Source organism: Actinomadura roseirufa, assembly GCF_900659635.1.
Taxonomy (GTDB): Bacteria; Actinomycetota; Actinomycetes; order Streptosporangiales; family Streptosporangiaceae; genus Spirillospora; species Spirillospora roseirufa.
The window spans coordinates 40,388-65,404 of sequence record NZ_CAACVB010000005.1; the positions used below are offsets into that span (position 1 = coordinate 40,388).

Consider the following 25,017-nt stretch of genomic DNA (forward strand, 5'->3'; position numbering starts at 1 on the left):
TCAGGCCTGGCGGGCGGCTAGGGAAGACCGCGGATGGTGAACGAGCGGAAGTTGTCGTTCAGAAAGATGCCGACATAGGGCACGTTCTGGGCGTACCACCCGTCCGTCCCGCCGCCGAAGTTGAATTCGCTCCAAGCCGACGTCCAGTGGCAGTCGTTGGTGGCCCGGAACGAGGACACCATCTCGAACCATGGCCACGGCACAACGGGGAACTTGTACCCCGCCTTGTCGCAGGGGCCGTCCTGCCCTTTGACCTCCAGTGAGGCGCCACCGTAGTCGGCGTGCTGGTACAGCGTGATGAGCAGGGTGTCATCGAGGGCACGGAGGTCCTTCTTCGTGTCGCCGCACGTCTGCGAGACGACCGGTGAGGACGCCTGGCCCGGACGCGGCTTCTTCAGTACCACGGTGCAGTGCATCGCCTTCCGCGCGGGTGCCGGAGGAGCCGACGCCTGTGCGGAGGTCAGGGCCGAGGTTCCGAGTCCGCCGATGGTGAGTGCCGTTGCCGCGATCATGGCGAGCTTGCGCATGATTCCCTACCTCTCCCTTTGACGATGGTCCGGGGCGGTACGCGGGGCGTCGTCACTGGTCCGACCCGGTGCGTACGGCCGCGCCATCGCTGAAAGCAAGATCGCAGCCGGGTCTTAAGCCTCGCCAAGGCGGCCGGGGGCCGAGGGACCCCGGACGTCGTCCGGGAACGGGCGCGGGCGGTGGTGGGATGTGATGGCAGGTCAGAGCGGTGTGCGGGGGCGCTTAGGCTTGCGGGCGTGGGCTTGTTGTTCCCGGTCGGGGAAGAAGGGGACGAGCCGCTGTACCGGAGGGTGCGGCGCGGGCTGGAGGAGGCCATCCTCGCCGGGCGGTTCGAGGGGCGGCGGCTTCCGTCGTCGCGGGACCTCGCGGCCGAGCTCGGGGTGTCGCGCAACACCGTCAACCTGGCCTACCAGGAACTGATCACCGACGGGGTGGTCATCGCCCGGGAGCGGTCCGGGCACGTCGTGAACGAGGAGCTGACGGCGCGCCGGGTCACCGACCCGGCGGCGCCGGACGCGCCCGGGTGGCTCGCCCGGCTGGAGCCGCCGCCCGGGGCCGCCGAGCTGCCGCACATCCGCAAGCCGACCGACTGGGACGGCTACCCCTATGCGTTCGTGACCGGGCATCTGCCGTCCGAGGCGTTCCCCGAGCGCGCCTGGCTGCGCTCCCTGCGCGAGGCGCTGCAGGGCGAGCACCGGCGGTTCAGTCTCCAGGACGGCATCGACGCCGACGACCCGCTGCTGGCCGAGGTGATCTGCCGGGAGATCCTCGCCGCGCGGGGGATCGCCGCCGGTCCCGACCGCGTGCTGGTCACCGTCGGGTCGCAGCAGGGGCTGCACCTGGTCGCCGGGGCGCTGGTGCGCGAGGGCAGCCGGGTGCTGGTCGAGAACCCCGGCTACCCGGACGCCCGGCACATCCTCGCCCGCGCCGGAGCCGCGCTGGTGCCCGGTGAGGTGGACGACGGCGGGCTCATCGTGGACGAGCGGCTCCTGGACGTCGAGCTGGCCGTGACGACGCCGACGCACCACTACCCGTCGAACGTCACGATGAGCGGGCAGCGCCGCCAGCGGCTGGTCGCGCTGGCCCGCGAGCGCGGGATCGTCCTGGTCGAGGACGACTACGACACCGAGCTGCGGTTCGTGGGGCGCGCCTCGCCCGCGCTGGCCTCGCTCGACCCCGACGCCGTGATCTACCTGGGCAGCTTCTCCAAGTTCCTGGCCCCGGGGCTGCGGCTGGGCTTCGTGTCCGGCCCGCCCGCCCTGATCGAGCACCTGCGGGACCTGCGCCGGTACACGATCCGGCACCCGTCCGGCCACCAGCAGCGGGCCCTGGCCCTGCTCATCGCGTCCGGCGAGTACCGGCGCGGCGTGCGGCACCTGCGCGACGCCATGCGGCGGCGCTGGGAGCGGACGGTCGAGGCGGTGCGCCTGCACCTGCCCGACTGGGCGATGCGCCCCCGCGCGGGCGGCGTCAGCGTCTGGATCGGCGGCCCGCACGGCCTGGACACCCGCGAGCTGGCCGCGCGGCTGGAGCCGCGCGGCGTCCTCATCGAGCCGGGCGACACCTTCTTCTTCGCCTCGCCGGGCACCGGCGGCGGCCCGATACCGCGGCACTGGATCAAGCTCGGGTTCGGCGCGCTGGCCCCGGAGCGGATCTCCGAGGGCGTCGCCGTCATCGCCGACGAGACGAAGAGGATGCTCGGCTAGGCGGCTGGTACCAGCCGATCGGCGGAAACTGGCTCTTTGCACGGAACCACATCGGCACTTACTCTTCCTATTCCAACTATTTTGGTCGGTTATATGGAGAGGGGTGCGGCGTGCTGCGTGCCGTGGCGCTGCGAGCGGGCGGGGTGCTCGCCCTGCTCGCGATCTGGTGGGCCGTCGCGGCCACGCACCTGTGGTCGGAGGTCTTCGTCCCCTCGCCGGGGTCCGTCTGGCACCAGCTCCTCCAGACCTCCACCACCCACGACGGGCAGCGCGGCTACGCCGGCCACCTGCTCTACGAGCACCTGTGGGCGAGCCTGCGCCGCATCCTGCTCGGCAGCCTCTACGGCGTGGTCGGCGGCATCGTCCTCGGGCTGGTCATCGGCCTGGTCCCGACCGTGCGGGCGCTCCTCGGCCCGCTGGTGACGTTCGTGCGCACGCTGCCCCCGCTGGCCTACTTCAGCCTCCTGATCATCTGGTTCGGCATCGACGAGTCGCCGAAGGTCATCCTGCTGTTCGTGGCGGCCCTGCCGCCGGTCGCGGTGGCCACGGCCGAGGCCGTCCGCGGGGTGCACGAGGACTACGTCTTCGCGGCCCGCTCGCTCGGCGCGCGCCGCTGGCAGATCCCGCTGCGGATCGTCCTGCCCTCGGCACTTCCCGAGATCATGACGGGCGTCCGGGTGGCCGTGGGCGTGGCCTACACCACGGTCGTCGCCGCCGAGACCGTCAACGGCGTGCCGGGCATCGGCGGCATGATCCGCGACGCCCAGCGCTACAACCAGACCGACGTGGTCGTCCTCGGGCTGCTCACCATCGGTGCCTCCGGCCTGCTCATCGACGCCCTGCTCCAACTCGCCGAACGCCGCCTCGTCCCGTGGCGCGGCCGGTCCTGATCTCCCCCCGCCGCTCGACCCGCGAAACCTCGCACGACCCCGAAGAACAGGAAGAACCATGAACAAGACGTACGGCCTGGCGCTCGGCGCGGTGCTCTGCCTCGGGCTGGCCGCCTGCTCCTCGGGCACGGGGGCGGCCAAGGCGTCCGGCGGAGGGGAGAACTCCGACGGCACCCCGAAGACCCTGCGCATCGGCTACCAGCTCATCCCCAACGGGGACCTGGTCGTCAAGGACCAGAAGTGGCTGGAGCAGGCGCTGCCCAAGACGAAGATCACCTGGTCGAGGTTCGACTCGGGCGGCGACGTCAACACCGCGATGATCGCCGGATCGCTCGACATCGGGCTGGCCGGGTCGAGCCCGGTCACCAAGGGCCTGTCGGCGCCGCTGAACATCCCCTACAAGGTGCCGTGGATCTTCGACGTGATCGGCGAGAACGAGGCCCTGGTGGCCCGCAAGGCCACGAAGATCACCGAGCTGCGCGGCAAGAAGATCGCCACGCCGTTCTCCTCGACCGCGCACTACAGCCTGCTGGCCGCCCTCCAGGACGGCGGGCTCACCGAGTCCGACGTGAAGATCGTCGACTTGGAGCCGCAGGACATCCAGGCCGCCTGGACCCGGGGCGACATCGACGCCGCCTACGTCTGGACGCCCGTGCTGTCGGAGCTGGAGAAGACCGGCAAGGTCCTCGTCACCAGCAAGGACCTCGCCGCCAAGGGGAAGGTCACCGCCGACCTCGCCGTCGTCCGCACGGCCTTCGCCGGCAAGTACCCCAAGGCGCTGACCCTGTGGCTCCAGCAGCAGGACCGCGCGATCAAGCTGATCCGCTCCGACAAGGCCACCGCGGCGGCCGCGGTCGGGCGCCAGCTCAACCTGCCCCCGGACCAGGCCGGCAAGCAGATCGACCAGCTCGTCCTGCTGGACGGCCGGCAGCAGGCGGGCCCGCAGTACATCGGCGCGCCGGGCCGTCCCGGCGCGTTCGCGCAGAACCTCTTCAGCGCCGCCCAGTTCCTCAAGGCGCAGAACAAGATCCCCTCCGTGCCCGAGCAGACGGTCTTCCAGCAGGGCCTGGCCGCCAAGGAGCTCGCCGATGCCTTCCCCGGATGAGCGGGCCCCGGACGAGCGGGCCGCGGATGAGCGTGCCGCGGCCGTCTCCCTCCGCGAGGTCTCGCTGACCTACGGCGGGAAGCGGCGGGGCGGCGGCGTGTTCGGGCGCGCGTTCAAGAGCGCCGACCCGGTGGACGCCCTGCGCGACGTCGACGCCGACATCCCCGGCGGCGAGTTCGTCACGATCGTCGGGCCGTCCGGCTGCGGCAAGAGCACGCTGCTGCGCCTGGTCGCGGGCTTCGCCCGGCCGACCGGCGGCGAGGTCGCGGTGGCCGGCGCGCCGGTCACCGGGCCCGGCCCCGACCGCGGCGTCGTGTTCCAGCAGCCCCGGCTCTTCCCCTGGCTCACCGTCCGGCGGAACGTGGAGTTCGGCCTGCGGACGGCCGGTGCCTCCGCCGCCGAGCGGCGCGCGCGCAGCGACGAGCTGCTCGACCTCGTCGGCCTGTCGGACTCCGCCGGGCGGTTGCCGCACGAGCTGTCCGGCGGGATGCAGCAGCGCGCCGCCATCGCGCGGGCCCTGGCGCCCGGCCCCCGCATCCTGCTCATGGACGAGCCGTTCGCCGCCCTCGACGCGCTCACCCGCGAGCGCCTCCAGGAGGAACTGCGCCGGATCTGGCGGCGCACCGGCACGACCATCCTGTTCGTCACCCACAGCGTGGACGAGGCCGTCTTCCTCGGTACCCGGATCATCGCCCTCAGCAGGCGCCCCGGGCGGATCGTCCTCGACGAGACGTCCACGCTGCCCGGTGAGGACGACCCGCACACCCACCCGGACTTCCCCGGCCGCCGCGAGCGCGTCGCGGCCACCGTCCGCGCGGCCGCCGCCTGACCCCCGAACCCAGGAGAGAAACGATCATGTGCACCCTGTGCGGCGACGTCGGCCGCCGCGCGCTCATCGGCGGCTCGCTGGCCGCCGTCGCCTCCGCGATGCTGCCCGCGCTCCCGGCGGCCGCCGGTGAGCGGACCGCCCCCGGCGCGGCCGCCGACACCATCTACCACCGCGGCGCGGTCCTGACCATGGGGCCCGGCCACCGCAGGGCCGAGGCGATCGCCGTCAAGGGCGGCCGGATCGTCGCGGTCGGCAAGGACCACGCCATCCGCCGGCTCGCCGGACCGGGCACCGAGCTGGTCGACCTCAAGGGCCGCACGGTGCTGCCCGGCTTCATCGACGCGCACAGCCACGCGCCGTACCCGGGCCTCGTCAAGCTGTACTTCGCCGACCTGTCGAGCCCGCCCGTCGGGACCGTCACCGACGTCGCGTCCCTCGTCGCCGCGCTGAAGGCCAAGGCGGACGGCACCGCGCCCGGCGGCTGGGTGCGCGGCTGGGGCTACGACCAGACGCTCCTGGCGGAGGGCCGCCACCCCACCGCCGCCGACCTCGACCGGGCCAGCTCCACGCTGCCGATCTGGGCGGCGCACACCAACGGGCACATGGGCGTCGCCAACTCGGTGGCGCTCAAGCTCGCGGGGATCACCAAGGACACACCGAACCCCGCCGGCGGCGTGATCGTCAAGGACCCGGCGACCGGCGAGCCGACCGGGCTCCTCCAGGAGTCCGCCCAGAACCTGGTCAACAGGCTGCAGCCCGCCTTCGGCGCCGACCAGCTCACGGCCGGGGCCCGCGCCACCAGCGAGCTCTTCACCGCCGCCGGGGTCACGACCAGCGTCATCGCGGGCGGCGGCGCCGACCTCTACGCGGCGCTCGGCGCCTGGCACAAGACCGGCGTCATCGGCTTCCGCAGCCTGCTCATGCTGAGCGGCGACCCGCTCGCCGGGCTGCCCCTCGCCGAGGGCACCGGGGACGAGTGGGTCCGGGTCTCAGGCTACGGGGAATCGGTGTACGACGGGTCGATCCAGGGCTACACCGGCTACCTCACCAAGCCGTACCACAAGCTGGCCGACGGCCTGCCCGACGGCTACCGCGGCTACACCAACTACGGCCCCGACCTGCTGAAGGCCCGGGTCGACCGGCTGTACGCCGACGGGTACGCCATCCGCATCCACGGCAACGGCGACGCGGCCATCGACGACCTGCTCGACGCCTACGAGGCGGCGATCAAGAAGCATGGGCAACGCGACCACCGGCTGCGGATCGAGCACGCCCAGACGGCCCGCGAGGACCAGCTCGACCGGATGCGGCGGCTCGGCGTCCAGGCGTCCTTCTTCGTCTCGCACACCTACTACTGGGGCGACCAGCACCGCGACATCTTCCTCGGCCCCGAGCGCGCCAGCCGGATCAGCCCGCTGCGCTCGGCCCAGCGCCGCGGCCTGCGCTCCAGCGTGCACCTGGACTCGCCGGTCGTCCCGCAGAGCCCGCTGCAGGCCGTCTGGTCGGCCGTCAACCGGATCACCCGCAGCGGCCGGGTGCTCGGCCCCGAGCAGCGGATCACCCCGCTGCGGGCGCTGCGCGCCGTGACCATCGACGCCGCCTGGCAGCACTTCGAGGAGCACAGCCGCGGCTCCATCGAGCCCGGCAAGCTCGCCGACCTGGTCGTCCTGTCCGACGACCCGGTCACCGCGCACCCGAAGAAGATCAAGGACATCAGGGTCCTGCGGACGATCGTCGGCGGAAAGACCGTCCACACAGCGTGATCCGTACCCCCGTGATCAATACAGCGTGATCTCCCCAGCGTGATCAACACAGCGTGAGCCCCCACAGCGTGATCCCCGCTGATCAGAAAGGTGTTTCCGTGCGTTTCCACTGGTTCCTTCCCACCACGGGCGACGGGCACGACGTCCGTACGGCGATCATGAGCACCGACGCGCACCGGCCCTCGGACCGGCCCGGCAGCGTGCGCTACCTGTCCCAGGTGGCGCGGGCCGCGGAGGACGCCGGGTTCGAGGCCGCCCTCACGCCGGTCGGCGCGGGATGCCCGGACCCGTGGATCGTCTGCGCGGCGGTCGCCCAGCACACCGACCGGCTCAAGCTGCTGGTGGCGTTCCGGCCGGGGTTCACGCTGCCCACGCTGCTGGCCCAGCAGGCGCAGGCGTTCCAGGACGTCTCCGGCGGGCGGCTGCTGCTCAACGTGGTCACCGGCGGGGACCCGGTGGAGCAGCGGGCCTACGGCGACTTCCTGGAGCACGACGCCCGCTACGGCCGCACCGCCGAGTTCCTGGACGTGCTGCGCCGCCAGTGGACCGGCGAGCCGTACGACTTCCACGGCGAGCACTACCGGCTCCAGGGCGGCGGCCTGGCCGTCCCGCTCGCGGACGTCCCGGACATCTACTTCGGCGGCGCGTCCCCGGCCGCCGAGCGGGTCGCGGCCGCGCACGCGGACGTGGCGCTGATGTGGGGCGAGCCGCCCGCCGCGGTCGCCGAGCGCGCCGCCCGGCTGCGCGCCCTGGCGGCGGGGGAGGGCCGGGCGCTGCGGCTGGGCATCCGGCTGCACGTGATCGCCCGGGACACCTCCGAGGAGGCGTGGGCCGAGGCCGGGCGCCTGCTCGCGGGCATGGACCCGGCCCGGATCGAGGCCGCCCAGAAGCGGTTCGCCCGGTTCGACTCGACCGGCCAGAACCGCATGGCCGCCCTGCACGGCGGGCAGGGCGCGGACGTGCGGAGCCTGGAGGTCTCGCCCGGCCTGTGGGCCGGCGTCGGCCTGGTCCGCGAGGGCGCCGGGACGGCGCTCGTCGGCTCCTACGACGAGGTCGCCGGCCTGATCCGGGAGTACGCGGACCTCGGGATCGAGGAGTTCATCCTGTCCGGCTGGCCGCACTTGGAGGAGGCGTACCGGGTGGGCGAGTACCTCCTCCCCAGGCTCACCCCCATACCGGCCTGACGAGGGCCTGACGAGGGCTCGCCGAGCGCACGTCGATCCCGTGGTCGCGGACACCCCGCATACGACCACGGGGTCGCCGGTGCCCCGCGCGCTCGGGCGCGTCGTGTGATCGGGGTCGGTCAGGCCGACCCCGATCTTCTTCTGCGCGCGGACGCGCGGGCATGCGGGTTCTTGCGGTCCCTCCATGGGCGGTAGGGCACGTGGGCGGTAAGGCGGCTTCGGGGGCTGGGCTGGGTGGTGAACTCGGTCGCGGGAGCGATCGGAATGCTGGTCCAGGGCCGGGGCATTCACGCGTCCCCTGACGGTCACCTGTGGCCGCGGCGGCGTCGCCCTGGTGCACCGGGCCAGCGCACGCCGCGTTCTGACGTGCCGTTGGGCGAGGCCATCGCGGTGGTGGCCGCGAGCCGGTGAATGTGACGTGGTGTGGTCGCCAGTGAGGACTGACGCACGGGTGATGTTAGGGCCGGAGGGCGCGGGCATTGTGTGACATACATCCCCAAACGGCTGGAGTCCGTGGTGCCCTCTCCTGCCAGCTTTCCCTTCCCCGCAGAGCATGCCCTGCGTCCCTCGCCCCAGCTCGCGGCCATCCGTGAAGGAGGGGCACCCGTACGCGTCCAGCTCAAGTACGGGGATCCCGCCTGGCTGGTCACCCGCTACGAGGACGCGCGGTTCGTCCTGAGCGACCCCGCCTTCAGCCGCGACTGCGAGCGTGTGGGAATCCCCGGCGACCGCGTCGCCCGGGCGACGCCCGTGGATCCGACGACCCAGACCCTCCTGGCGGTGGACCCGCCCGACCACACGCGGCTGCGGCGCTTCGTGTACCGCACGTTCACCCCGCGCCGCGTGGAGGGTTTACGGCCCGGGACACGGCGGATCGCCGACGGCATCGTCGACGACATGATCGCCCAGGGGCCGCCGGCCGACCTGTTCCGGGGGCTCGGGCTCAGCCTGCCGCTGCAGGTCATCTGCGACCTCCTCGGCGTGCCGCTCGCCGACCGGGACCGCTTCGGCGTCTGGTCCGAGGACCTGCTCATCGGCACGGCGTCGGTGGAACAGGCCATGGACGGCCTGGACAAGATGAACGCCTACCTCGGGGACCTGGCCGCGCAGCGGCGGCGGGAGCCGACCGACGACCTCATCGGCGCGCTGGTGAACGCGCGGATCGAGGGCGACCACCTCACCGACGGCGAGGTGGAGAACCTGCTGCGCATCCTGCACGGAGCGGGCCACGAGACTTCCGCCGCGCACATCCCCAACTTCGTCTTCGTGCTGCTGGTCAGCGGCGAGTACACGCGGCTGGTCGCGGAGCCGGAGCTGATCCCGGCGGCGGTGGAGGAACTGCTGCGGTACCTGCCGCTGCTCACCCAGGGGTCGCTGACACGGTTCGTCCTGACGGACGTCGAGGTCGGCGGGGTGCCCCTGCGCGCGGGCGACCAGGTGTTCGTCGAGCTGTCCGCCGCCGATCGCGACGCGGACGTCTTCGACGACCCCGAGACGCTCGACCTCGCCCGGGAGAAGAACCCGCACATCGCCTTCGGCTACGGCATGCATCGCTGCCTCGGCGCCGCCCTGGCCCGGATGGAACTCCAGGTCGCCCTGGAGACTCTCACCGAGCGGCTCCCCGGGTTGCGCCTCGCCGAACCCGCCGACAGCGTCTCCTGGCTCGTCGACCGCTTCGTCCGCCGTCCCGAGGAACTCCCGGTCGCCTGGTGACGCGCCCCCCGCGACGCCCACCCAGCGAGACGCCCGGCCGACACGGCTAAATGGGCACGGCTGGCTGGCACGGTTGAGTGGGCGCGGTCCGACGTGCGCGGTTTGTCGGCACAGCTGAGTGGCACAGCTGAGTGGCACAGCTGGGTGGCACAGCTGAGTGGCACAGCTGGGTGGCACGGTTGAGTGGGCGCGGCTTGCTGGGACGGCTGGGCGTGCGCGGGCTGGGCGTGCGCGGGCTGGGCGTGCGCGGGTGGGTGGTTACGGTTCGGTCGGCACTGCTGGGTGGGCGTTGCTTGGTTCGTGGGGCTCAGTTGGTGCTGCTCGGTCGGTGTTGCTTCAGGAGGGGTCGGCGAGTGCCGCTCGCAGGAGGGCTCGTGCCGACTCGCGCATCACCCTTGTCGCCTCGTCGCGGGGAAGGCCGCCGATGTCGGTGAGCCAGACCAGCGCCTCGATGCCGGTCGCCGAGCGGATCGCCACCGCGAGCCGGTGGACGTCGAGGCCGGGGCGGCTCGTCCGCAGCGGGTCCAGGGCGTCCAGGATCCAGCCGACGGCGCGGCCCTGGCGCAGCGGCGGCTGCTCGGCGCCGGGCTCCAGCGACAGCCGCAGCGAGGCGCGCAGCTGCGGCTCCCAGGCGACGGTGAGGTCGGTGAACGAGCGCATGACGAGGTCGAGGCGCGTCTCCGGGTCGTCCGGGGCGTCGTCCGGCAGCAGTGAGCTCCGCCGGGTCTCCGGATGCGCGCCGAGGAGCAGCGCCCGCTGGTTGGGGAAGTAGCGGTAGGCCGTCGTCCGGGAGATCCGCGCCTCGGCCGCGGCCTCCTCCACGGTGGGCGTCACCCCGCGCGCCATCAACGACTGGGTCGCGGCGACCAGCGCCTCCCGGGTCCGGGCCTTCTGCTCCCGGCGTCCGGACGCTTCATATGGTACTGACATTTCCATCATGGTACCTTCGTCCCATGGGACTGCAGTCCCATCTCGACGGCGAGCCTGAGGCGCGGCCATGCAGCAGAACCCAACGGCGTACCGGGATCCAACGGCGACCAACCCCGAGCTCTACACGGTGCTCTTCGAGAACGACCGCGTCCGCGTCCTGGAGTACAGGGACGGGCCGGGCGACAGGACCGAGCCGCACGGCCACCCCGACAGCGTCATGGTCACGCTGAGCTCGTTCACCCGGCGGCTCACGTCCGGCGGCCGGACGGTCGAGCTCGGGCTGACCGCGGGGCAGGCGCGGTGGCTGGACGCGCAGGAGCACGCCGGGGAGAACATCGGCGACACCCCCACCCACTCGATCTTCATCGAGCTCAAGGAGCCGCGTCCGGCCCCCGCGCCGGCCGGACGCGCTCCGCTGGGGCCCGCCGCCCCCTGATCGCGCCCGAAGGTCCCCGGCGCGTGCCGGGGACCTTCGGTGTTCACGGGGTGACGAGCTCGATGAGCGTGCGCGTGAGCCAGTCCTCGTAGGCGTCGAGCGTCCAGCCGATCATGTTCCGGGCCAGCAGGTAGGTCTCGGCGTGGACGAGCAGCGCCGCGGTGTCGGTCAGCCGGTCGACGTCCCGGCCGGGCGGCAGGAGGCCGTCGCCGGCGAGCTTCGTCCAGAACGCGCGGATGTTGTCGTGCGTGGCGCGGCGGCCGGCCTGGGAGGCGGCGGCCAGTTCCGGCTCGACCGCGGCGGCCTGCAGCGCGACGGCGAGTATGTCGCCGGCGCGGCCCATCATCTGGCGGGTCCCGCCGGCCAGGGCCGCGATGCGCTCGGCGGCGGTGGGGGCGGTGCCGGCGCGGGTGTACCAGTCCCGGTGGCGGATGTCGATCTCGGTGGTGTCTCCGGCGAAGGCCACGTCGACCGCGCGTTTGAGCAGCGCGGCCTTGGTGCCGAACCGGACGTAGACGGTGCGGGCGCCCACCTGGGCGTGCTCGGCGACCGCGGTCAGCGTGGTGGCGGTGTAGCCGTCCCGGACGAACAGCTCGGTGGCGGCGCGCAGGATCCGCTCCTCGGTCTCGGCGACGCGGGCGGCGCGCAGGTCGGGCTTGGCGGGGGGACCGGATTCGGCCGGAGGATTGACGGGGTCGGTCATGCGTTGCAGTATAACTGCATAGATGCAGTCGAACTGCAAGGAGATCCCATGCCGGACGTTCGCGTCGCCGGAGCCCCCTCGCCCGCCCGTCCGCCGGAAGACCCCGGGCCGCCGCGCCTGGACGGTGTCCACCACGTCAAGCTCCCGGTCGCCGACCTGGGCCGCTCGCTGGAGTGGTACCGCACCCGGCTGGGATACGAGATCGAGATCGAGTTCGTCGAGCAGGGCGCGCTGATGGGGTACGCGCTCCGGCACCCGGCGGGCGGGCCGCGGTTCGCCCTGCGGCTGGACGCCGAGCGCGCCGCCGCCTCCGCCGGGTTCGACTACTTCGCCATCGGCGTCCCCGACCGGCCCGCCATCGAGCGGCTCGCCGCGCGCCTGACGGCCTTGGGCGAGGACCACGCGGGAGTCCACCACGCCACCATCGGGTGGATCCTGCCGCAGCTGCACGACCCCGACGGGCACGAGATCCGCTTCTACACCACCGAGCACCACACCGAACCGGCCCCCACCGACCCGCCGCTGACCAGCCCCGGCGGCGGGCCCGCCGCGTCCGCGCGGGCGCGCCGCGACTGATCACGAGCGTGCCGGGACACGGGCGTCCGATCAGGACGGCCCTGTCCGATCATCACGAGGTCCGGTCCGATGCGGCCGGGAACAGGAGAGCGACATGGCGAATCTCATCGTCAACGGCGACGCCGAGGCCGGCGGCCCCGGCTCACCGGACGGGCGGGTGCAGGGGTCCGGCGCGGTGCCGGGCTGGGAGAGTGACGGCTACCCGCTGCCGGTGATCGTGCAGTACGGCGCGGTCGACCCGCGGGGCCTTCCGTTCCCCGAACCCGACGAGGTGGGCCCGTCCGAGCGCGGGACCAACTTCTTCGCCGGCGGCCCGGGGGTGGAACTCGCCGCGTGCAAGCAGGCGATCATGCTGGACGGGCTCCGGGACTTCATCCGCGGGGGGACCGCCCAGTACGCGTTCTCGGCGCTGGCCGGAGGGTGGGGACACCAGGACGACTACGCCGGGATCAGCCTGGAGTTCATCGGGACCGACGGCGGCGAGGTCAGGTTCGCCGCCCACACGCTGAGGTTCGTGAAGGCCGCGGAGCGCCACGGCAGGACCGGCCTGCTGCGCCGGGGCGTCACCGGCCCGGTGCCGCCGTGGGTGACCTACGCGCTCGTGGGCATGCAGTTCATCCGCAAGTCCGGGGTGTACAACGACGCCTACGTCGACCTGGTGTCCCTGGAGATCAGCTAAGCCCTTCTCCGGGATCGGACGGCCCGCCGAGATAGTAGGCGGCCTGGAATTCGGCGTACTCCTGGACGGAGAAACCGTCGAAATCGCCCGCCGCCTCGCACTCGTTCACCCATGTCAACGCCTCGCCAGCCTCCTCGATATGGGCTCGTCCGGCGAGGAACGCCTTCGTTTCCGGCAGCCCGGCTCCGCACAGGAGTTGGACGTCCACCGAGCATTGCGCGTCCCAGCTCGACGTCTTCGCCTGCCAGATGAGCAGTACGTCCTCCAGATCCCCGGCGTTGAACAGCTGAACACAGCACAGCCTCATCAGCTCGGTGTTCCCGAGCCCCTGCTCGCGATGCTCCGCGGCGATGCGCTCTCGCAGATTCTCACGGACCTCGGCGAGCAGGTCACCGTCCGGGCCGAGCCCGTATCGCCGCAGGTTCGCATCGAGTAGCAGATCGTCGTCATCCGCGTCCTCGGACATGGCCTGCACTTCCCCGCTCAACTCGCCACCCATTGCACTGGACGAACGCCAGGATTCCAGACCCACCACAGGGGCGCGTTCGACGGCTAGGACAGGCGGGCCGGGGAGGGGCGGCTTCGCGGCACCTCTCGCCCACGTCCTGCATGAGGTCGCGATTCCTGGCGGAGACGTCTGCCTGGTGGGGCGCAGCCCGGCTCGGTTTTAGGCTGGCGCGGTTTTAGACCGGCCGGTTTCTAGTGGGGCGCGGCTTTGAGCGGGGGGTCGCCGTTCCAGGCTGCGTGCAGCAGTCGTGCCACGCCTTCGCGGGTCACGGGCGCGGGATTCGCGTACGGGGCGGCCACGACCTGGTCGCAGATGGGATCGATGTCGCCTTCGCCCATACCGAGGTCGCGCAGCGACCGCGGCGCGTCCAGGGTGCCCGCGAGGTCCCAGACGCGGCGCGCCGGGTCGTCCGAGCCGAGTGCCCGTGACAGGGCCTCGGCCGCGTCGGGGGCGGCGGGCAGGTTGTGGGCGAGGGCGTGCGGCAGCACGACGGTGTGGGTCGCGGCGTGCGGGAGGTCGAGCGTTCCCCCGAGGGCGTGGCACAGCTTGTGGTGCAGGGACATGGTCGTGGCGCCGAGGCACGCGCCGCACAGCCAGGACGCGTACAGCGCCCGCTCCCGGGCGGCGCGATCGCCGCCGTCGGCGGCCACGGCGGGCAGCGCCCCGGCCATCGCCCGCGCGCCCTCCTCGGCCATCAGCGAGATGACCGGTGAGCGGTCCGGCGCGTACAGCGCCTCGGCGGCGTGGGCGATGGCGTTGAAGCCGCTGGTCACCGACATGGCGACCGGCAGCCCGAGGGTGAGGTCCGGGTCGTACAGGACGCGCGCGGGCAGCACCCGCCGGTCCTTGCCGGTGCGCTTGCGGCCGTTCTCGGTGAGCCCCCACACCGCGGTCATCTCCGAGCCCGCATAGGTCGTGGGGACGGCGACGACCGGCAGGTCGTGCTCCAGCGCGATGGCCTTGCCCAGCCCGATGGCCGACCCGCCGCCGACGGCCACGCAGGCGTCGGCGCCCAGTTCGGCGGCGCGCGCGCGGGCGCGCCGGGCCACCTCGACCGGGACGTGCATGCGCGCCTCGGCGAGCACTCCGGCGGACCGCTCGCCCAACGCATCCGCGATGGCCTCCCCGGTCGCGCGCTGCTCGGGCGAGCAGAGCACGAGGGCACGGTGCGCCCCCAACTGGGCGACCTCCTCGGGGAGGGACGCGATGGTGCCGGAACCGAACCGCACCCGCATCGGGAGGGCGTCGTAGGAGAAGGACGTCTGGAACATGCTCACACCTCCTGGGCGTCGTCGGCGCGCAGGACGATGTCGAAGTTCACCGTGCGGAACGGGTTGGACAGACCGGCCTCGGCCGCGCGCCGCGGGTCGTCCACCTCGGGGAACTCGCGCACCAGGCTGGGCTTCACGCCGAACACGGCGTCGGAGTCGATGTAGGGCGTCCCGGCGACGAACAGATGCGTCGTCACCGTCCGGTATCCGGGGGCGGACACCTCGAAGTGGACGTGCGCGGGCCGGTTCGGATGCCGGGACGTCGCGTCCAGCAGCCGCCCGACCGGGCCGTCATGCGGGATGGGGTAGTACCGGGGGACGATCGAGCGGAACCAGAACCGGCCCTCCGCGTCCGCGGTGAACAGCCCGCGCAGGTTGCGCGGCGGCTGCACGTCGGGTTGCTGGACGTCGTAGAAGCCCTCGGCGTTGGCCTGCCACACGTCGACCACGGCCCCGGGGACAGGGCGTCCGTCGGAGCCCCTCACGCTGCCGGTGACCAGGCACGGCGTGCCCTTGCCGTCCTCGGCGATGTCGGCGCCCAGCTCGCGGGCCGGGGACTCGACCATGTGGAAGGGCCCCTCCACGGTCGACTCGGTGAGCCCGCCGCCGGCCCGGTTGTTGATGGTCTCGACCAGCATCGAGGCGCCGAGGACGTCGGACAGCAGGATGAACTCCTGCCGGGTGCCGGAGCACGTCTTCCCGGTCGCGGTGAGGAACTCGATCGCCGCCGCCCACTCCCGCTCGGTGAGCTCGACGTCCTTGACGAAGTCGTGCAGGTGCCGGACGAGGGAGGTGAGGATCCGCCGCAGGCGCGGGTCCGCGGTCGCGGCGAAGCTCGCCGCGACCACCTCCGCCGACCGCTCCTCGGAGAACAGCTCGGCCGCCGGGGGAACGGCGCCCGACGGGGAGGTGCCCGTTGGGGAGGTGGCGGGGTCGGGGTCGGGGACGGGGTGTAGGTCCATGATCGCCTCTCGTGTGGGTCCGCGGTCGTCACGACCCGCGCACCGCGCGCTGCGGCGCGGTGTGGATCAGCTCGTAGTCGCGCCCGATCACGCCGGTCGTCTGGAGCAGCAGCGGGAGCAGGTCGTCGATCAGCTCGCGGTGGCCGACCTCGGCGGCGATCACGGTGAGGTTGACCGCCGCGACCGTCCGCCCGTCGCCGTCGCGCAGCGGCGCGGCGACCGAGCGGATCCCGGGCGCCACCTCCCCGTCGGTCGCGGCCCAGCCGCGGGCGCGCACCTCCCGCAGCTCGGCCTCGATCTCGCCGGGCGGCCGGGGCCGGTGCGCCCGGACGGGCGAGCGCGGCGGCGTGCGCAGCGCCTCGCCGAGAGCGGCGGCGTCCAGGGACGCGAGCAGGACCTTGCCGAGCGCGGTGCTGGCGGCGGGGAGGCGCGCGCCCACCCGGACGTTCACGGCGACCACCTTGGGCACCTCGACGCGGGCGACGTAGAGGATGTCCGAGCCGTCGAGCTGGGCGATGGAGGCCGCCTGGTCCGTCTCCTCCACGAGGTCGCGCAGGTGGGGGAGCGCGACGTCCCACAGACCGGCGGACAGCGTGTAGGCCACGCCGAGTTCGAGCACGCGCGGGGTGAGCACGACCCCCTCGGGCGTCGTGCGCGCGTACCCGAGGTGTTCGAGCGTGCGGACGATCCGGCGGGCCGTCGGACGGGCCAGCCCCGTCGCCGTCGCGATCTCCGTGAGCGACATCGGCGCGCGGTGCGGGCCGAAGCAGCGGAGCACGTCGAGACCGCGGGCCAGGGCCTCGATGAAGTCCGGGCCGGCGTCGTCGCGCGGCATGTCGCTCCCTCCCGGCGGCGGGCTCGCGGCCCGCCGGCTCTCGACCCAGCATAGGAGATCTGACCGTCCTCCGGTCAAGTGACCGTTCAGCCGGATTTCGCCTCGGTGATCTCAGGTGTGCAGGTCAAGAGGTAGTGCAATCAATGAACGGGTCCCTTGACCGCCCCGGAGGCGCGTTCAATGCTGCCAGTACCCGGCCTGATTGACCGTACTTCGGTCAAGTAGCCGTACAACGGTCGCTTCAGTGGAGGCAAGCACATGTCGAACAGCGCCCCGTCAGCCAGTGCCGCGTCAGCCAGTGCCCCGTCAGCCAGCGCCATGTCAGCCGACGTCATCGTCATCGGCGGCGGCCCCGCCGGACTGACGGTCGCGGCCGAGGCCGCCCGTGCCGGGGCCCGCGTCATCGTGGTGGAGCGGCGCACGGAGGACACCCACTCGCGGGCCGGGGTGATCCAGCCCCGCGTGCTGGAGCTGCTCGACGCCCGCGGGCTCATGGGCCGGTTCCGGGACGCGGCGCGGCGGTGGCGGCCCGACTTCGAGGTGCCGCGTTACATCTACGCGGGCCTGACCGGGCTCCGCTACGACCAGCTGGCCAGCAAGTTCCCGTACGCGCTGATCCTGCCACAGATGACGACCGAGCACCTGCTCGCGGAGTGGGCCGTGGAAGAGGGCGCCGACCTGCGCCGCGGCCTCACCTACCTCGTCCACGAGGTGACCCCGGACGGAGTCGCGGTGACCGTGCGCGACGCCGCCGGCGCGGCGCACGAGCTCCGCGCGCGCCACCTGGTCGGCGCGGACGGCGCGCGCAGCCTCGTCCGCGAGGTCGCCGGCATCCCGTTCGAGGGCCGCCCGACGCGGATGACCGCCGTGGCCGTGGACGCCGACCTGTCCTTCCCCTGGGAGGCGTCGATGCGGATGCGCCGCAACGAGCACGGCTGGGTGCTCGCCTACCCCTTCGGCCGGGGGATCACCCGGTTCATCATCGTCGCCGAGCACCGCCGGCACGTCCACAAGACCGAGCCGGTGACCATGGAGGAGGTCCGGGAGTCCCTGCGCCTGATCGTCGGGGACGACTTCGGGGTGCGATCGGCGACCTGGCTGTCGCGCTACGGCGACGCGCACCGCATGGTCCCCGAGTTCCGCCGCGGGCCGGTGCTGCTCGCGGGCGAGGCGACCCGCGTCCACTATCCCGCGAGCGGCATAGGGATGAACTACTGCATCCAGGACGCCTTCAACCTCGGCTGGAAGCTGGGCTGGGTCGCGACGGGACGGGCACCGGACGCGCTGCTCGACGGCTACCACGAGGAGCGGCACCCCGTTCTCCGGGCGCTGATGGACGACGTCGCCGCGCAGTGCGGCCTGCACTTCGACTTCTCTCCGGCCGGGATGGCCCTCAAGGACCTGGTCGAGCGGGAACTGATCCCGATCCCCGAGGTCAACGCCGTGCTCCGCGACCGGCTGAGCGGCTTCGGCACGTCCTACCACCGCGACTCCGACGGCCATGCGGCGGACGGCACCCGGGTGAGCGACTTCCCCGTCACCTCCCCGTCCGGGACGAGTTCCACGACGAGCTACACGGAGGTCGCCCGGAGCGCCGGGTTCGTCCTCGCCGAGGCCACCGGTTCCCAGGAGCCCGGTTCCCAGGAGCCCGGTTCTCAGGAGCTCGGTTCTCAGGAGCTCGGCTCCCAGGACTCCGGTCCCGAGGGGCTCCGCGCGGTGCCGGACGCCGTCACGGTCGTGACGGCCCCTGCCGCCGCCTTGGCGGACGCCTTCGCGGGCGCCGCCGCGGTCCTGATCCGTCCCGACGCCTATGTGGCGCGCGCGTGGGCCGCGCGGCCCACGGCGGTGGAGGTCGCGGACGCCTACCGGGCGGCGACCCGCCAGGAGAACCCCGAACCGCCGGAGGCGGGCGTCGCCGCCGCGCCCCGGCAGCCCGAGCACGCGTGAGAGGAGGAACCGATATGAGCGAGACCGACACGGCTGAGACGGACATGAGGGGCACCGCGCAACGGCGCGTGCTCATCGAGAACGGCTGGGTCGTCACCGGCGACCCGTCGCGCGGCACCCTCACCGGGTGCGACGTCCTGGTGGAGGACGGCCTCATCGCCGCCGTGGGCCCGGACCTGCCCGGCACCGGCGCCGAGGTGATCGACGCCCGCGACATGATCGTCATCCCCGGGCTCGTCGACGCGCACAAGCACACCTGGCAGTCCGCCGTCCGGCACCGCTGCGCCGGGATGGACCTGCGGACCTACTTCGGCGAGATGTTCGCCGGGCTCGGCCCGCGCTACGGCCCCGCGGACGTGTACGCCGGGAACCTGCTCGGCGCCCTGTCCGCCCTCGACGCGGGCACGACCACGCTGATGGACTGGTCGCACGTGCAGAACTCGCCCGAGCACGCCGACCGGGCCGTCGCGGCGCTGCGCGACAGCGGGATCCGCGCGGTCTTCGGGCACGGCTGGCCGCTCACCGACCTCACGGGCTGGATCGCGGGCAGCGACCGGCCGCACACGGCGGACGTCCGCCGGATCCGCCGCGACCTGCTGCCCGACGACGACGCCCTGGTCACCCTGCAGCTCGCGGGGCGCGGCCCGGAGCTGTCCACGCTCGCGGCGACCCGCGCCGATCTCGCCATGGCGCGCGACCTCGGGATCCGCGTCTCCATCCACATGGGCTGCGGACCCGAGTACGGCGCGATGGCGGCCATCGCGCAACTGGAGCGCGCGGGGCTGCTCGGCCCCGACCTGGCCTTCGTGCACTGCAGCGAGTCCTCCGACGACGAGTTCGCGATGATGGCCGGGAACGGATGCGCGCTCGTCCTCGCCCCGCAGCACGAGCAGGCCCTCCCCGGCATCGGCCACACCCCGCTCGACCGGGCGCGCGCCTTCGGGATCACGACCGGGCTGAGCACCGACACCGAGACCGCCGGGGCCGCCGACCTGTTCGTCCAGATGCGCGCGGGCCTGGCCGCGCACCGCAGCCAGCTCGCCGGCGGACGGTCCCGGTTCACCGACCGGCTCGCGCCGTTCGGCGTCGGCGAGGTCTTCGCGATGGCCACCCAGGGCGGCGCGGACGCGCTGGGGCTCGGCGACCGGGTCGGCAGCCTGACCCCGGGCAAGCGCGCCGACATCGTCCTCGTCCGCGCGACCGATCCCAACCTCTTCCCGGTCACCGACCCGGTGGCCGCCCTGGTGTGCTCCGCGCATCCCGGCAACGTCGACACCGTCCTGGTGGACGGCGTCGTCCGCAAGCGGGCCGGCGCCCTCACCGGTGACGCCATCGACCGCGCCCGGGAACTGGCGCTGGCCTCCCACCGCCGCCTTCTCGGCGCCTGAACCCCCTTCGCGCCACTCTCCGAAAGCACTCTCAGAAAGGCCACCATGTCACTCGACCCCGACATCGCCGGGTTCCTGTCCGCGCTCCGCTCCGCCGGAGTCCCGCCCGGCATGTCCGGGACCCCCGCCGAAATGCGCGAGCGCATGCGGGCCGGGATCGAAGCGAACTGGGATCCCGCCGCGTTCGCCCCGGTCAAGAGCGTCGAGGACGCCGTCGTCGGCGGGCTGCGCCTCATGATCGTCCAGCCGGACGCGGAGGAGCCGGGCCCGGTGCCCACCGTCCTCTACTTCCACCCCGGCAGCTTCGTCATGGGCAGCGCGCACCTCATGCAGGACGTGGCGCGGCGCCTCGCGCACGACCTCGGCGCCTGCGTCGTCTCCGTCGACTACCGGCTCGTCCCCGAGCACCCGTTCCCGGCCGCGGTCGAGGACGCGATGACCGCGCTGCGCTGGGCGGCCGAGTCCATCGCCGACCTCGGCGGCGATCCGGCGCGCGTCGGCCTCGCCGGGGAGAGCTCCGGCGCGAACCTCGCGACGGTCACGGCGCTGCGGGCCCGCGACGCGGGGATCCCCGTGGCGGGCCAGCTGCTCGCCTCCCCGGTGACCGACTTCACCGTCCGGTACCCCTCGGTCGCCGAGAACGCCGACGGCTACTTCCTGACCGGCGACGATCTGGCGACGATCAAGCGGTTCTACACCGGCGGCGACGACGCCCGCGCGGCGGACCCGCGCGTCTCGCCGGCCCTGGCACCGGACCTGACCGGCGTCGCCCCGGCCGTCGTCGGGGTGGCCGGGTTCGACCCTCTGCGCGATGACGGGATCGTCTACGCGGCGCGGCTCCTGGAGGCGGGCGTGCCCACCGCCCTGCGCGTCTACCCGGGGCTCATCCACCCGTTCTTCGGCATGCCCGGCCTGTCCCCGGCGGCGGGCGCGGCCGTGTCCGAGCTGACCGGTCTCCTCGGCGACCTGCTCGCCGCGCCGTCCTCACCCGGCACGGGTTCCGGCAAGGGGGAGGACGCGTGAGCGCGCCGATCCGCGAGATAGGGCACTGGATCGACGGCAAGGAGGTCCACGGGCCCGTTGCGGACACTGCGCCTGTTGGGGACACTGCGCCGGTGACCGATCCGGCGACGGGCCGTGTCACCGGACGGGTCGTGCTGGCGGGTGCCGCCGACGCGCGGGTCGCGATCGCCTCGGCGGCGGCGGCCTTCCCCGCCTGGCGGGACCTCTCGCTGACCAGGCGCACCCGGATCCTCTTCCGCTTCCGGGAGCTGCTGGAGCGGCGCAAGCCGGAGCTGGCCCGGCTGATCACCGCCGAGCACGGCAAGGTCCTGGCGGACGCCCTCGGCGAGATCAGCCGGGGCCAGGAGGTCGTCGAGTTCGCGTGCGGGATCCCGCACCTGCTCAAGGGCTCGATGACGGAGAACGCCTCGACCGGCGTGGACGTGTGCTCGATCCGTCAGCCGCTCGGCCCGGTCGCGGTCGTCTCGCCGTTCAACTTCCCCGCGATGGTCCCCCTCTGGTTCTTCCCGCTCGCCATCGCCGCGGGCAACACCGTGGTGCTCAAGCCGAGCGAGAAGGACCCGTCCGCCTCGATCTGGCTCGCCGAACTGTGGGCCGAGGCAGGTCTGCCCGACGGCGTGTTCGCCGTCCTGCAAGGCGGCAGGACGGCGGTCGACGAGCTGCTCACCCACCCCGACATCCGGGCGGTCTCGTTCGTCGGCTCCACCCCCGTCGCCCGGTACGTCTACGCCACCGCGAGCGCGCACGGAAAGCGCGTCCAGGCGCTCGGCGGCGCGAAGAACCACATGCTCGTGCTGCCCGACGCCGATCTCGACGCCACCGCCGACGCCGCCGTGAACGCCGGGTTCGGCTCGGCCGGGGAGCGCTGCATGGCCGTCAGCGTCGTGGTGGCCGTCGGGGACGTCGCCGACCGGCTCGTCCCGCGGATCGCCGAGCGGGCCGCCGCCATCAGGACCGGCGACGGCACCCGCTCCTGCGACATGGGCCCGCTGGTCACCGCGGAGCACCGCGACAGGGTCGCCGCCTACGTCGGCTCCGGCGAGCTGGACGGCGCGACGGTCGTCCTCGACGGGCGCAGGGTCCGCCCGGACGGGGCGGAAGGGGGCTTCTGGCTCGGCCCGACGCTGCTCGACCACGTCACGCCCGCCATGACGGTCTACACCGACGAGATCTTCGGGCCGGTGCTGTCGGTCGTGCGGGCCGGCTCCTTCGACGAGGCGATGGCGCTGATCAACGCGAGCCCCTACGGCAACGGCGCCTGCGTCTTCACCCGGGACGGCGGCGCCGCCCGGCGCTTCCAGAACGAGGTCGAGGCGGGAATGGTCGGCGTGAACGTGCCCGTCCCCGTGCCGATGGCGTACTACGGCTTCGGCGGATGGAAGGACTCGCTGTTCGGTGACACGCACGCCCACGGCACCGAGGGCGTGCACTTCTTCACCCGCGGCAAGGTCGTCACGAGCCGGTGGCCGGAGCCCGTCCGCGGTGGGCTCGACCTCGGTTTCCCTGAGAACACCTGACAGGGGGCCGGTCCGGAACTCCGGCGGCTCCGCGATGTGAAGCTCCATGCCGCACCTCTCCGGGCTCGGTTCGGTCCGGCGTCCCACGCACCGGCAGCGCGCCGGTGCGTGGGACGCCGCCGGATCAGGGGAGGACGACCTCGCCGCCCGCCTCGGGCGGCCCCTCCGGGACGGCCTTCCGCCCGGTCGCGCGGGGCGCCGTCTCCCTGAGCAGCACGGCGACCAGGGCCAGCAGGATCGGTGCCGCGCCGTACAGCAGCAGCGCGTCGCCGAGGTCGCCGGTCGCGTCGGCGACCGCGCCGCCGAGCTGCGGGCCGAGCGCCCCGCCGACCGTCTCGCCGACGGCGATCTGCAGCGCGAAGGCCGTGGCCATCAGCTCGCGCGGGACCGACTCGCCGGGCACCACATAGGTGATCAGCGTGAGGGACCCGCCCGCCATGAGGCCGGCCGCCAGCGACGCCAGCAGCAGCGGGAGCGAGTGCGCGAACAGGACGAAGCACACCGGCACGAGCCCGCTGCAGACCGCCGCCGCGAGCAGGGCCGGCCGGCGCCCGATCCGGTCCGACACCGCCGGGGCGAGGATGCTCCCGACCGCGATGACGAGGCCGTACACGGTGAGGACGAGCGTCGACGTCCCCCGTGAGAGCCCCTCGTCGTGGAGGAACGCCGGGGCGAACGTGCCGAAGCCGATGCTCGATCCGATGCAGACGGTCGATCCCGCGAGCGCCAGCGGGACGTTGCGGTCGGCGAGGACGCGGCGGAAGTCGCGCGCCCTGATCCGGTGGGCGTCCGCCGCGGCCGGGCCGTCCTCGCGCATGAAGACCGCCACGAGCACGGCCACCGCGATGCCCGGGACCGCGACGAGCGGGAAGGCGAGCCGCCAGCCCAGCGCCGTGGCGAGCCCGATCATGATGCCCGGTGCCAGCGCGCTGCCGATGAGCAGCGTCCCGGCGATGACGATGCCCATGTTCCGCCCGCGCCGCTCCGGCGACGACGCGCGGGCGACCGCGCCCTGGATCAGCGGCAGCGCGGGCCCCTCGCAGAACCCGATGACCGCGCGGAGCAGCAGCAGGGACCCGTAGTTCGGCGCCAGCCCGATCAGGCCGACCGCGCAGGAGAACAGGACCAGGCTCGCGACGATCATCCATTTGGCCCCGCCGCCGAGCCGGTCGGCGAGGACGGAGAAGATCAGGCTGGAGATCGCCCAGGCGACGGCGGTGACCGAGACGAGCGAGCCCAGCCGGCTGTTGTCGAGGTCGAGGTCCGCGCCGATCTGGGGGAACAGGAACGTGATCCCGAAGCGGTCGAGGAACACGATCCCGGCCGCGAAGAACATGATGGCGACGAGGGTGTTCTGCCGCGCCGCGCCGGGAACGCCCGGGGCGGGGCGGCGGGAGGGTTCGATGACGTGCATGGTGACTCCCCATGGGAAGGGTCGGACAGGGGTGTCACTCCCGGGGAGCACGAACCGCGTGAGGGCGGGCCGCGTGAGGGCGGGCCGCCCTAGCCGGCGGGTTCGTCGGCGAGTGCCGTCGCGGCGGCCACGCGCTGGGCCGCCGCGGGAAACAGGTCGAGCGCCCGGCCGCCGACGCCCGCCGCCTCCGCGGCGGACAGGGCACCGCATCGCAGCAGGCCGTGGCGGTTCAGCTCGGCGGACGACTCGGTGGTGCACGGGGCGCCCCAGTCGCTCCCGTAGACGATGTGGCCGGCTCCGACGGCCGCCATCGCGGGCAGCAGGGACTCCACGGCGGCGGTCGCCGCCGTGTCGACATAGAGGGCGGACACCTGCTCGTCGACGTCCCTCGCCGGCACGCCCTGGGGGACCCACGACTCGTTCCCCAGCAGCCGGAGCCGTCCGGTCAGGGCGGGGAACGCGCCCCCGCAATGGGCGATCACCCAGGTGATGCCCGGATGGCGGGCGAACGTCCGCTGGAAGATCATGTCGAAGACCGTCCGCGCGGTGTCGAACGCGACCTCGTACAGCGGGGCGGGATGGTCGAGGGTCGGCGGCAGCCGCGCGTCCGGATGGACGAACACCACGGCCTCCCACTCGTCGAGCAGCTTCCACAGCGGGGTGAGGGACGCGTCGCCCAGGTGGACCCCGTTGTAGTTCGTCGTCACCGCGAACCCGTCGGCGCCGAGGACGTCCCGCGCACGCCGGGCCTCGGCCACGGCGGCTCGGGGATCGTCCGTGGGCAGCGCGGCCAGCAGGCCGAACCGCGACGGGTGATCCGCCACGAGGGCCGCGCCGTAGTCGTTCGAGGCGCGCAGGCGCGGCAGATCGTTCGGGATGGTGCTCAGCAGCTGCATCGCGGTACCCGACGCGTCCATGTACGCCAGGGTCCGCTCCAAAGACCATTCAAAGGGCTCCGGAAAATAGATTCCCCTCCCCAGCATGGCCTGCCACGCGCGTACGCGTTCCTCCGCCGTGCTCGGTGGCGCGAAATGCGCATGTACATCGACATACGGGCCGCCGCTTCGGGTCTGCGTCTCGGCCATCTCGGGCCCCATCCCGTTCGTCCTC

Annotated in this window: 23 protein-coding genes; 14 read left to right on the top strand and 9 right to left on the bottom strand. The window is 73.1% G+C overall.

Translation table 11 applies throughout. The annotated features are described in order from the left end of the window. Nucleotides 1-17: 17 nt before the first annotated feature. Nucleotides 18-527: a hypothetical protein gene (locus E1291_RS02125; protein WP_131735806.1), complete on the bottom strand. Its 510-nt coding sequence runs from the start codon at nt 525-527 to the stop codon at nt 18-20. Nucleotides 528-764: 237 nt separating this feature from the next. On the opposite strand from E1291_RS02125, the gene pdxR reads away from it, so the two are divergent. The 7 genes from pdxR (at nt 765) to E1291_RS02160 (ending at nt 9,718) form a co-directional block, all read left to right on the top strand. Continuing rightward, on the top strand, nt 765-2,234 hold the full coding sequence (gene pdxR / locus E1291_RS02130) for a MocR-like pyridoxine biosynthesis transcription factor PdxR (RefSeq protein ID WP_131735807.1): 1,470 nt from the start codon (nt 765-767) through the stop codon (nt 2,232-2,234). Nucleotides 2,235-2,344: 110 nt separating this feature from the next. Then, the gene (locus tag E1291_RS02135; protein WP_207400504.1) at nt 2,345-3,124 is read left to right on the top strand and encodes an ABC transporter permease; all 780 of its coding nucleotides are present in this window, start codon (nt 2,345-2,347) and stop codon (nt 3,122-3,124) included. Nucleotides 3,125-3,182: 58 nt separating this feature from the next. Further along, entirely contained in the window at nt 3,183-4,229 is a 1,047-nt protein-coding gene (locus tag E1291_RS02140; RefSeq protein WP_131735809.1) for a taurine ABC transporter substrate-binding protein, read from the top strand. Then, nucleotides 4,213-5,058, top strand: a complete 846-nt coding sequence (locus E1291_RS02145) for an ABC transporter ATP-binding protein (protein WP_131735810.1) — start codon at nt 4,213-4,215, stop codon at nt 5,056-5,058. The genes E1291_RS02140 and E1291_RS02145 overlap by 17 nt, the downstream gene beginning before the upstream one ends. A gap of 26 nt (nt 5,059-5,084) precedes the next feature. Beyond that, on the top strand, nt 5,085-6,821 hold the full coding sequence (locus tag E1291_RS02150; protein WP_131735811.1) for an amidohydrolase: 1,737 nt from the start codon (nt 5,085-5,087) through the stop codon (nt 6,819-6,821). 98 nt (nt 6,822-6,919) lie between these two features. After that, the gene (locus tag E1291_RS02155) at nt 6,920-8,005 is read left to right on the top strand and encodes an LLM class flavin-dependent oxidoreductase (RefSeq protein ID WP_131735812.1); all 1,086 of its coding nucleotides are present in this window, start codon (nt 6,920-6,922) and stop codon (nt 8,003-8,005) included. 516 nt (nt 8,006-8,521) lie between these two features. Next, complete coding sequence (locus tag E1291_RS02160; protein WP_131735813.1) at nt 8,522-9,718, top strand: cytochrome P450; 1,197 nt, start codon at nt 8,522-8,524, stop codon at nt 9,716-9,718. A gap of 336 nt (nt 9,719-10,054) precedes the next feature. Here E1291_RS02160 and E1291_RS02165 read toward each other — a convergent pair whose 3' ends face one another. Then, nucleotides 10,055-10,648 carry a TetR/AcrR family transcriptional regulator gene (locus E1291_RS02165; RefSeq protein WP_131735814.1) on the bottom strand — a complete coding sequence of 198 codons (594 nt, stop codon included), beginning with the start codon at nt 10,646-10,648 and terminating at the stop codon, nt 10,055-10,057. Between the two features lie 67 nt (nt 10,649-10,715). On the opposite strand from E1291_RS02165, the gene E1291_RS02170 reads away from it, so the two are divergent. Continuing rightward, entirely contained in the window at nt 10,716-11,084 is a 369-nt protein-coding gene (locus tag E1291_RS02170; RefSeq protein WP_131735815.1) for a cupin domain-containing protein, read from the top strand. Nucleotides 11,085-11,127: 43 nt separating this feature from the next. On the opposite strand, the gene E1291_RS02175 is transcribed toward E1291_RS02170, so the two are convergent. Further along, complete coding sequence (locus tag E1291_RS02175) at nt 11,128-11,787, bottom strand: TetR/AcrR family transcriptional regulator (RefSeq protein WP_131735816.1); 660 nt, start codon at nt 11,785-11,787, stop codon at nt 11,128-11,130. Nucleotides 11,788-11,835: 48 nt separating this feature from the next. Between E1291_RS02175 and E1291_RS02180 the strand changes: the two genes are divergently transcribed. Together E1291_RS02180 and E1291_RS02185 are read left to right on the top strand one after the other, a co-directional pair. Continuing rightward, nucleotides 11,836-12,363, top strand: a complete 528-nt coding sequence (locus tag E1291_RS02180) for a VOC family protein (RefSeq protein WP_131735817.1) — start codon at nt 11,836-11,838, stop codon at nt 12,361-12,363. A 94-nt stretch (nt 12,364-12,457) separates the two neighbouring features. Further along, nucleotides 12,458-13,042 carry a hypothetical protein gene (locus E1291_RS02185; protein WP_131735818.1) on the top strand — a complete coding sequence of 195 codons (585 nt, stop codon included), beginning with the start codon at nt 12,458-12,460 and terminating at the stop codon, nt 13,040-13,042. Here the strand turns inward: E1291_RS02185 and E1291_RS02190 are convergent. The 4 genes from E1291_RS02190 to E1291_RS02205 form a co-directional block, all read right to left on the bottom strand. Beyond that, entirely contained in the window at nt 13,035-13,508 is a 474-nt protein-coding gene (locus E1291_RS02190; RefSeq protein WP_207400505.1) for a hypothetical protein, read from the bottom strand. The genes E1291_RS02185 and E1291_RS02190 overlap by 8 nt on opposite strands. A gap of 233 nt (nt 13,509-13,741) precedes the next feature. After that, complete coding sequence (locus tag E1291_RS02195; RefSeq protein ID WP_131735819.1) at nt 13,742-14,821, bottom strand: maleylacetate reductase; 1,080 nt, start codon at nt 14,819-14,821, stop codon at nt 13,742-13,744. Between the two features lie 2 nt (nt 14,822-14,823). Next, nucleotides 14,824-15,783: an intradiol ring-cleavage dioxygenase gene (locus E1291_RS02200; RefSeq protein WP_131735820.1), complete on the bottom strand. Its 960-nt coding sequence runs from the start codon at nt 15,781-15,783 to the stop codon at nt 14,824-14,826. Nucleotides 15,784-15,811: 28 nt separating this feature from the next. Further along, a complete protein-coding gene (locus E1291_RS02205) occupies nt 15,812-16,618 on the bottom strand; it encodes an IclR family transcriptional regulator domain-containing protein (protein ID WP_131735821.1) in 807 nt (268 codons plus the stop codon). 318 nt (nt 16,619-16,936) lie between these two features. Between E1291_RS02205 and E1291_RS02210 the strand changes: the two genes are divergently transcribed. Genes E1291_RS02210 through E1291_RS02225 form a run of 4 tightly spaced genes read left to right on the top strand, consistent with a single transcriptional unit; the run spans nt 16,937 to nt 22,493 of the window. Then, complete coding sequence (locus tag E1291_RS02210; protein ID WP_165494920.1) at nt 16,937-18,565, top strand: FAD-dependent oxidoreductase; 1,629 nt, start codon at nt 16,937-16,939, stop codon at nt 18,563-18,565. A gap of 14 nt (nt 18,566-18,579) precedes the next feature. Beyond that, complete coding sequence (locus E1291_RS02215) at nt 18,580-19,953, top strand: amidohydrolase family protein (protein WP_207400506.1); 1,374 nt, start codon at nt 18,580-18,582, stop codon at nt 19,951-19,953. A 45-nt stretch (nt 19,954-19,998) separates the two neighbouring features. After that, nucleotides 19,999-20,976, top strand: coding sequence for an alpha/beta hydrolase (locus tag E1291_RS02220; RefSeq protein ID WP_131735823.1), 978 nt, complete (start codon nt 19,999-20,001; stop codon nt 20,974-20,976). A gap of 8 nt (nt 20,977-20,984) precedes the next feature. Next, entirely contained in the window at nt 20,985-22,493 is a 1,509-nt protein-coding gene (locus E1291_RS02225; protein ID WP_370770927.1) for a CoA-acylating methylmalonate-semialdehyde dehydrogenase, read from the top strand. A gap of 124 nt (nt 22,494-22,617) precedes the next feature. Here the strand turns inward: E1291_RS02225 and E1291_RS02230 are convergent, their stop codons facing one another. Together E1291_RS02230 and E1291_RS02235 are read right to left on the bottom strand one after the other, a co-directional pair. Then, nucleotides 22,618-23,907 (bottom strand): MFS transporter, encoded by a 1,290-nt coding sequence (locus tag E1291_RS02230; RefSeq protein ID WP_165494921.1) that lies wholly within the window; start codon nt 23,905-23,907, stop codon nt 22,618-22,620. 89 nt (nt 23,908-23,996) lie between these two features. Further along, on the bottom strand, nt 23,997-25,004 hold the full coding sequence (locus E1291_RS02235) for an amidohydrolase family protein (RefSeq protein ID WP_207400507.1): 1,008 nt from the start codon (nt 25,002-25,004) through the stop codon (nt 23,997-23,999). Between the last annotated feature and the right edge of the window lie 13 nt (nt 25,005-25,017).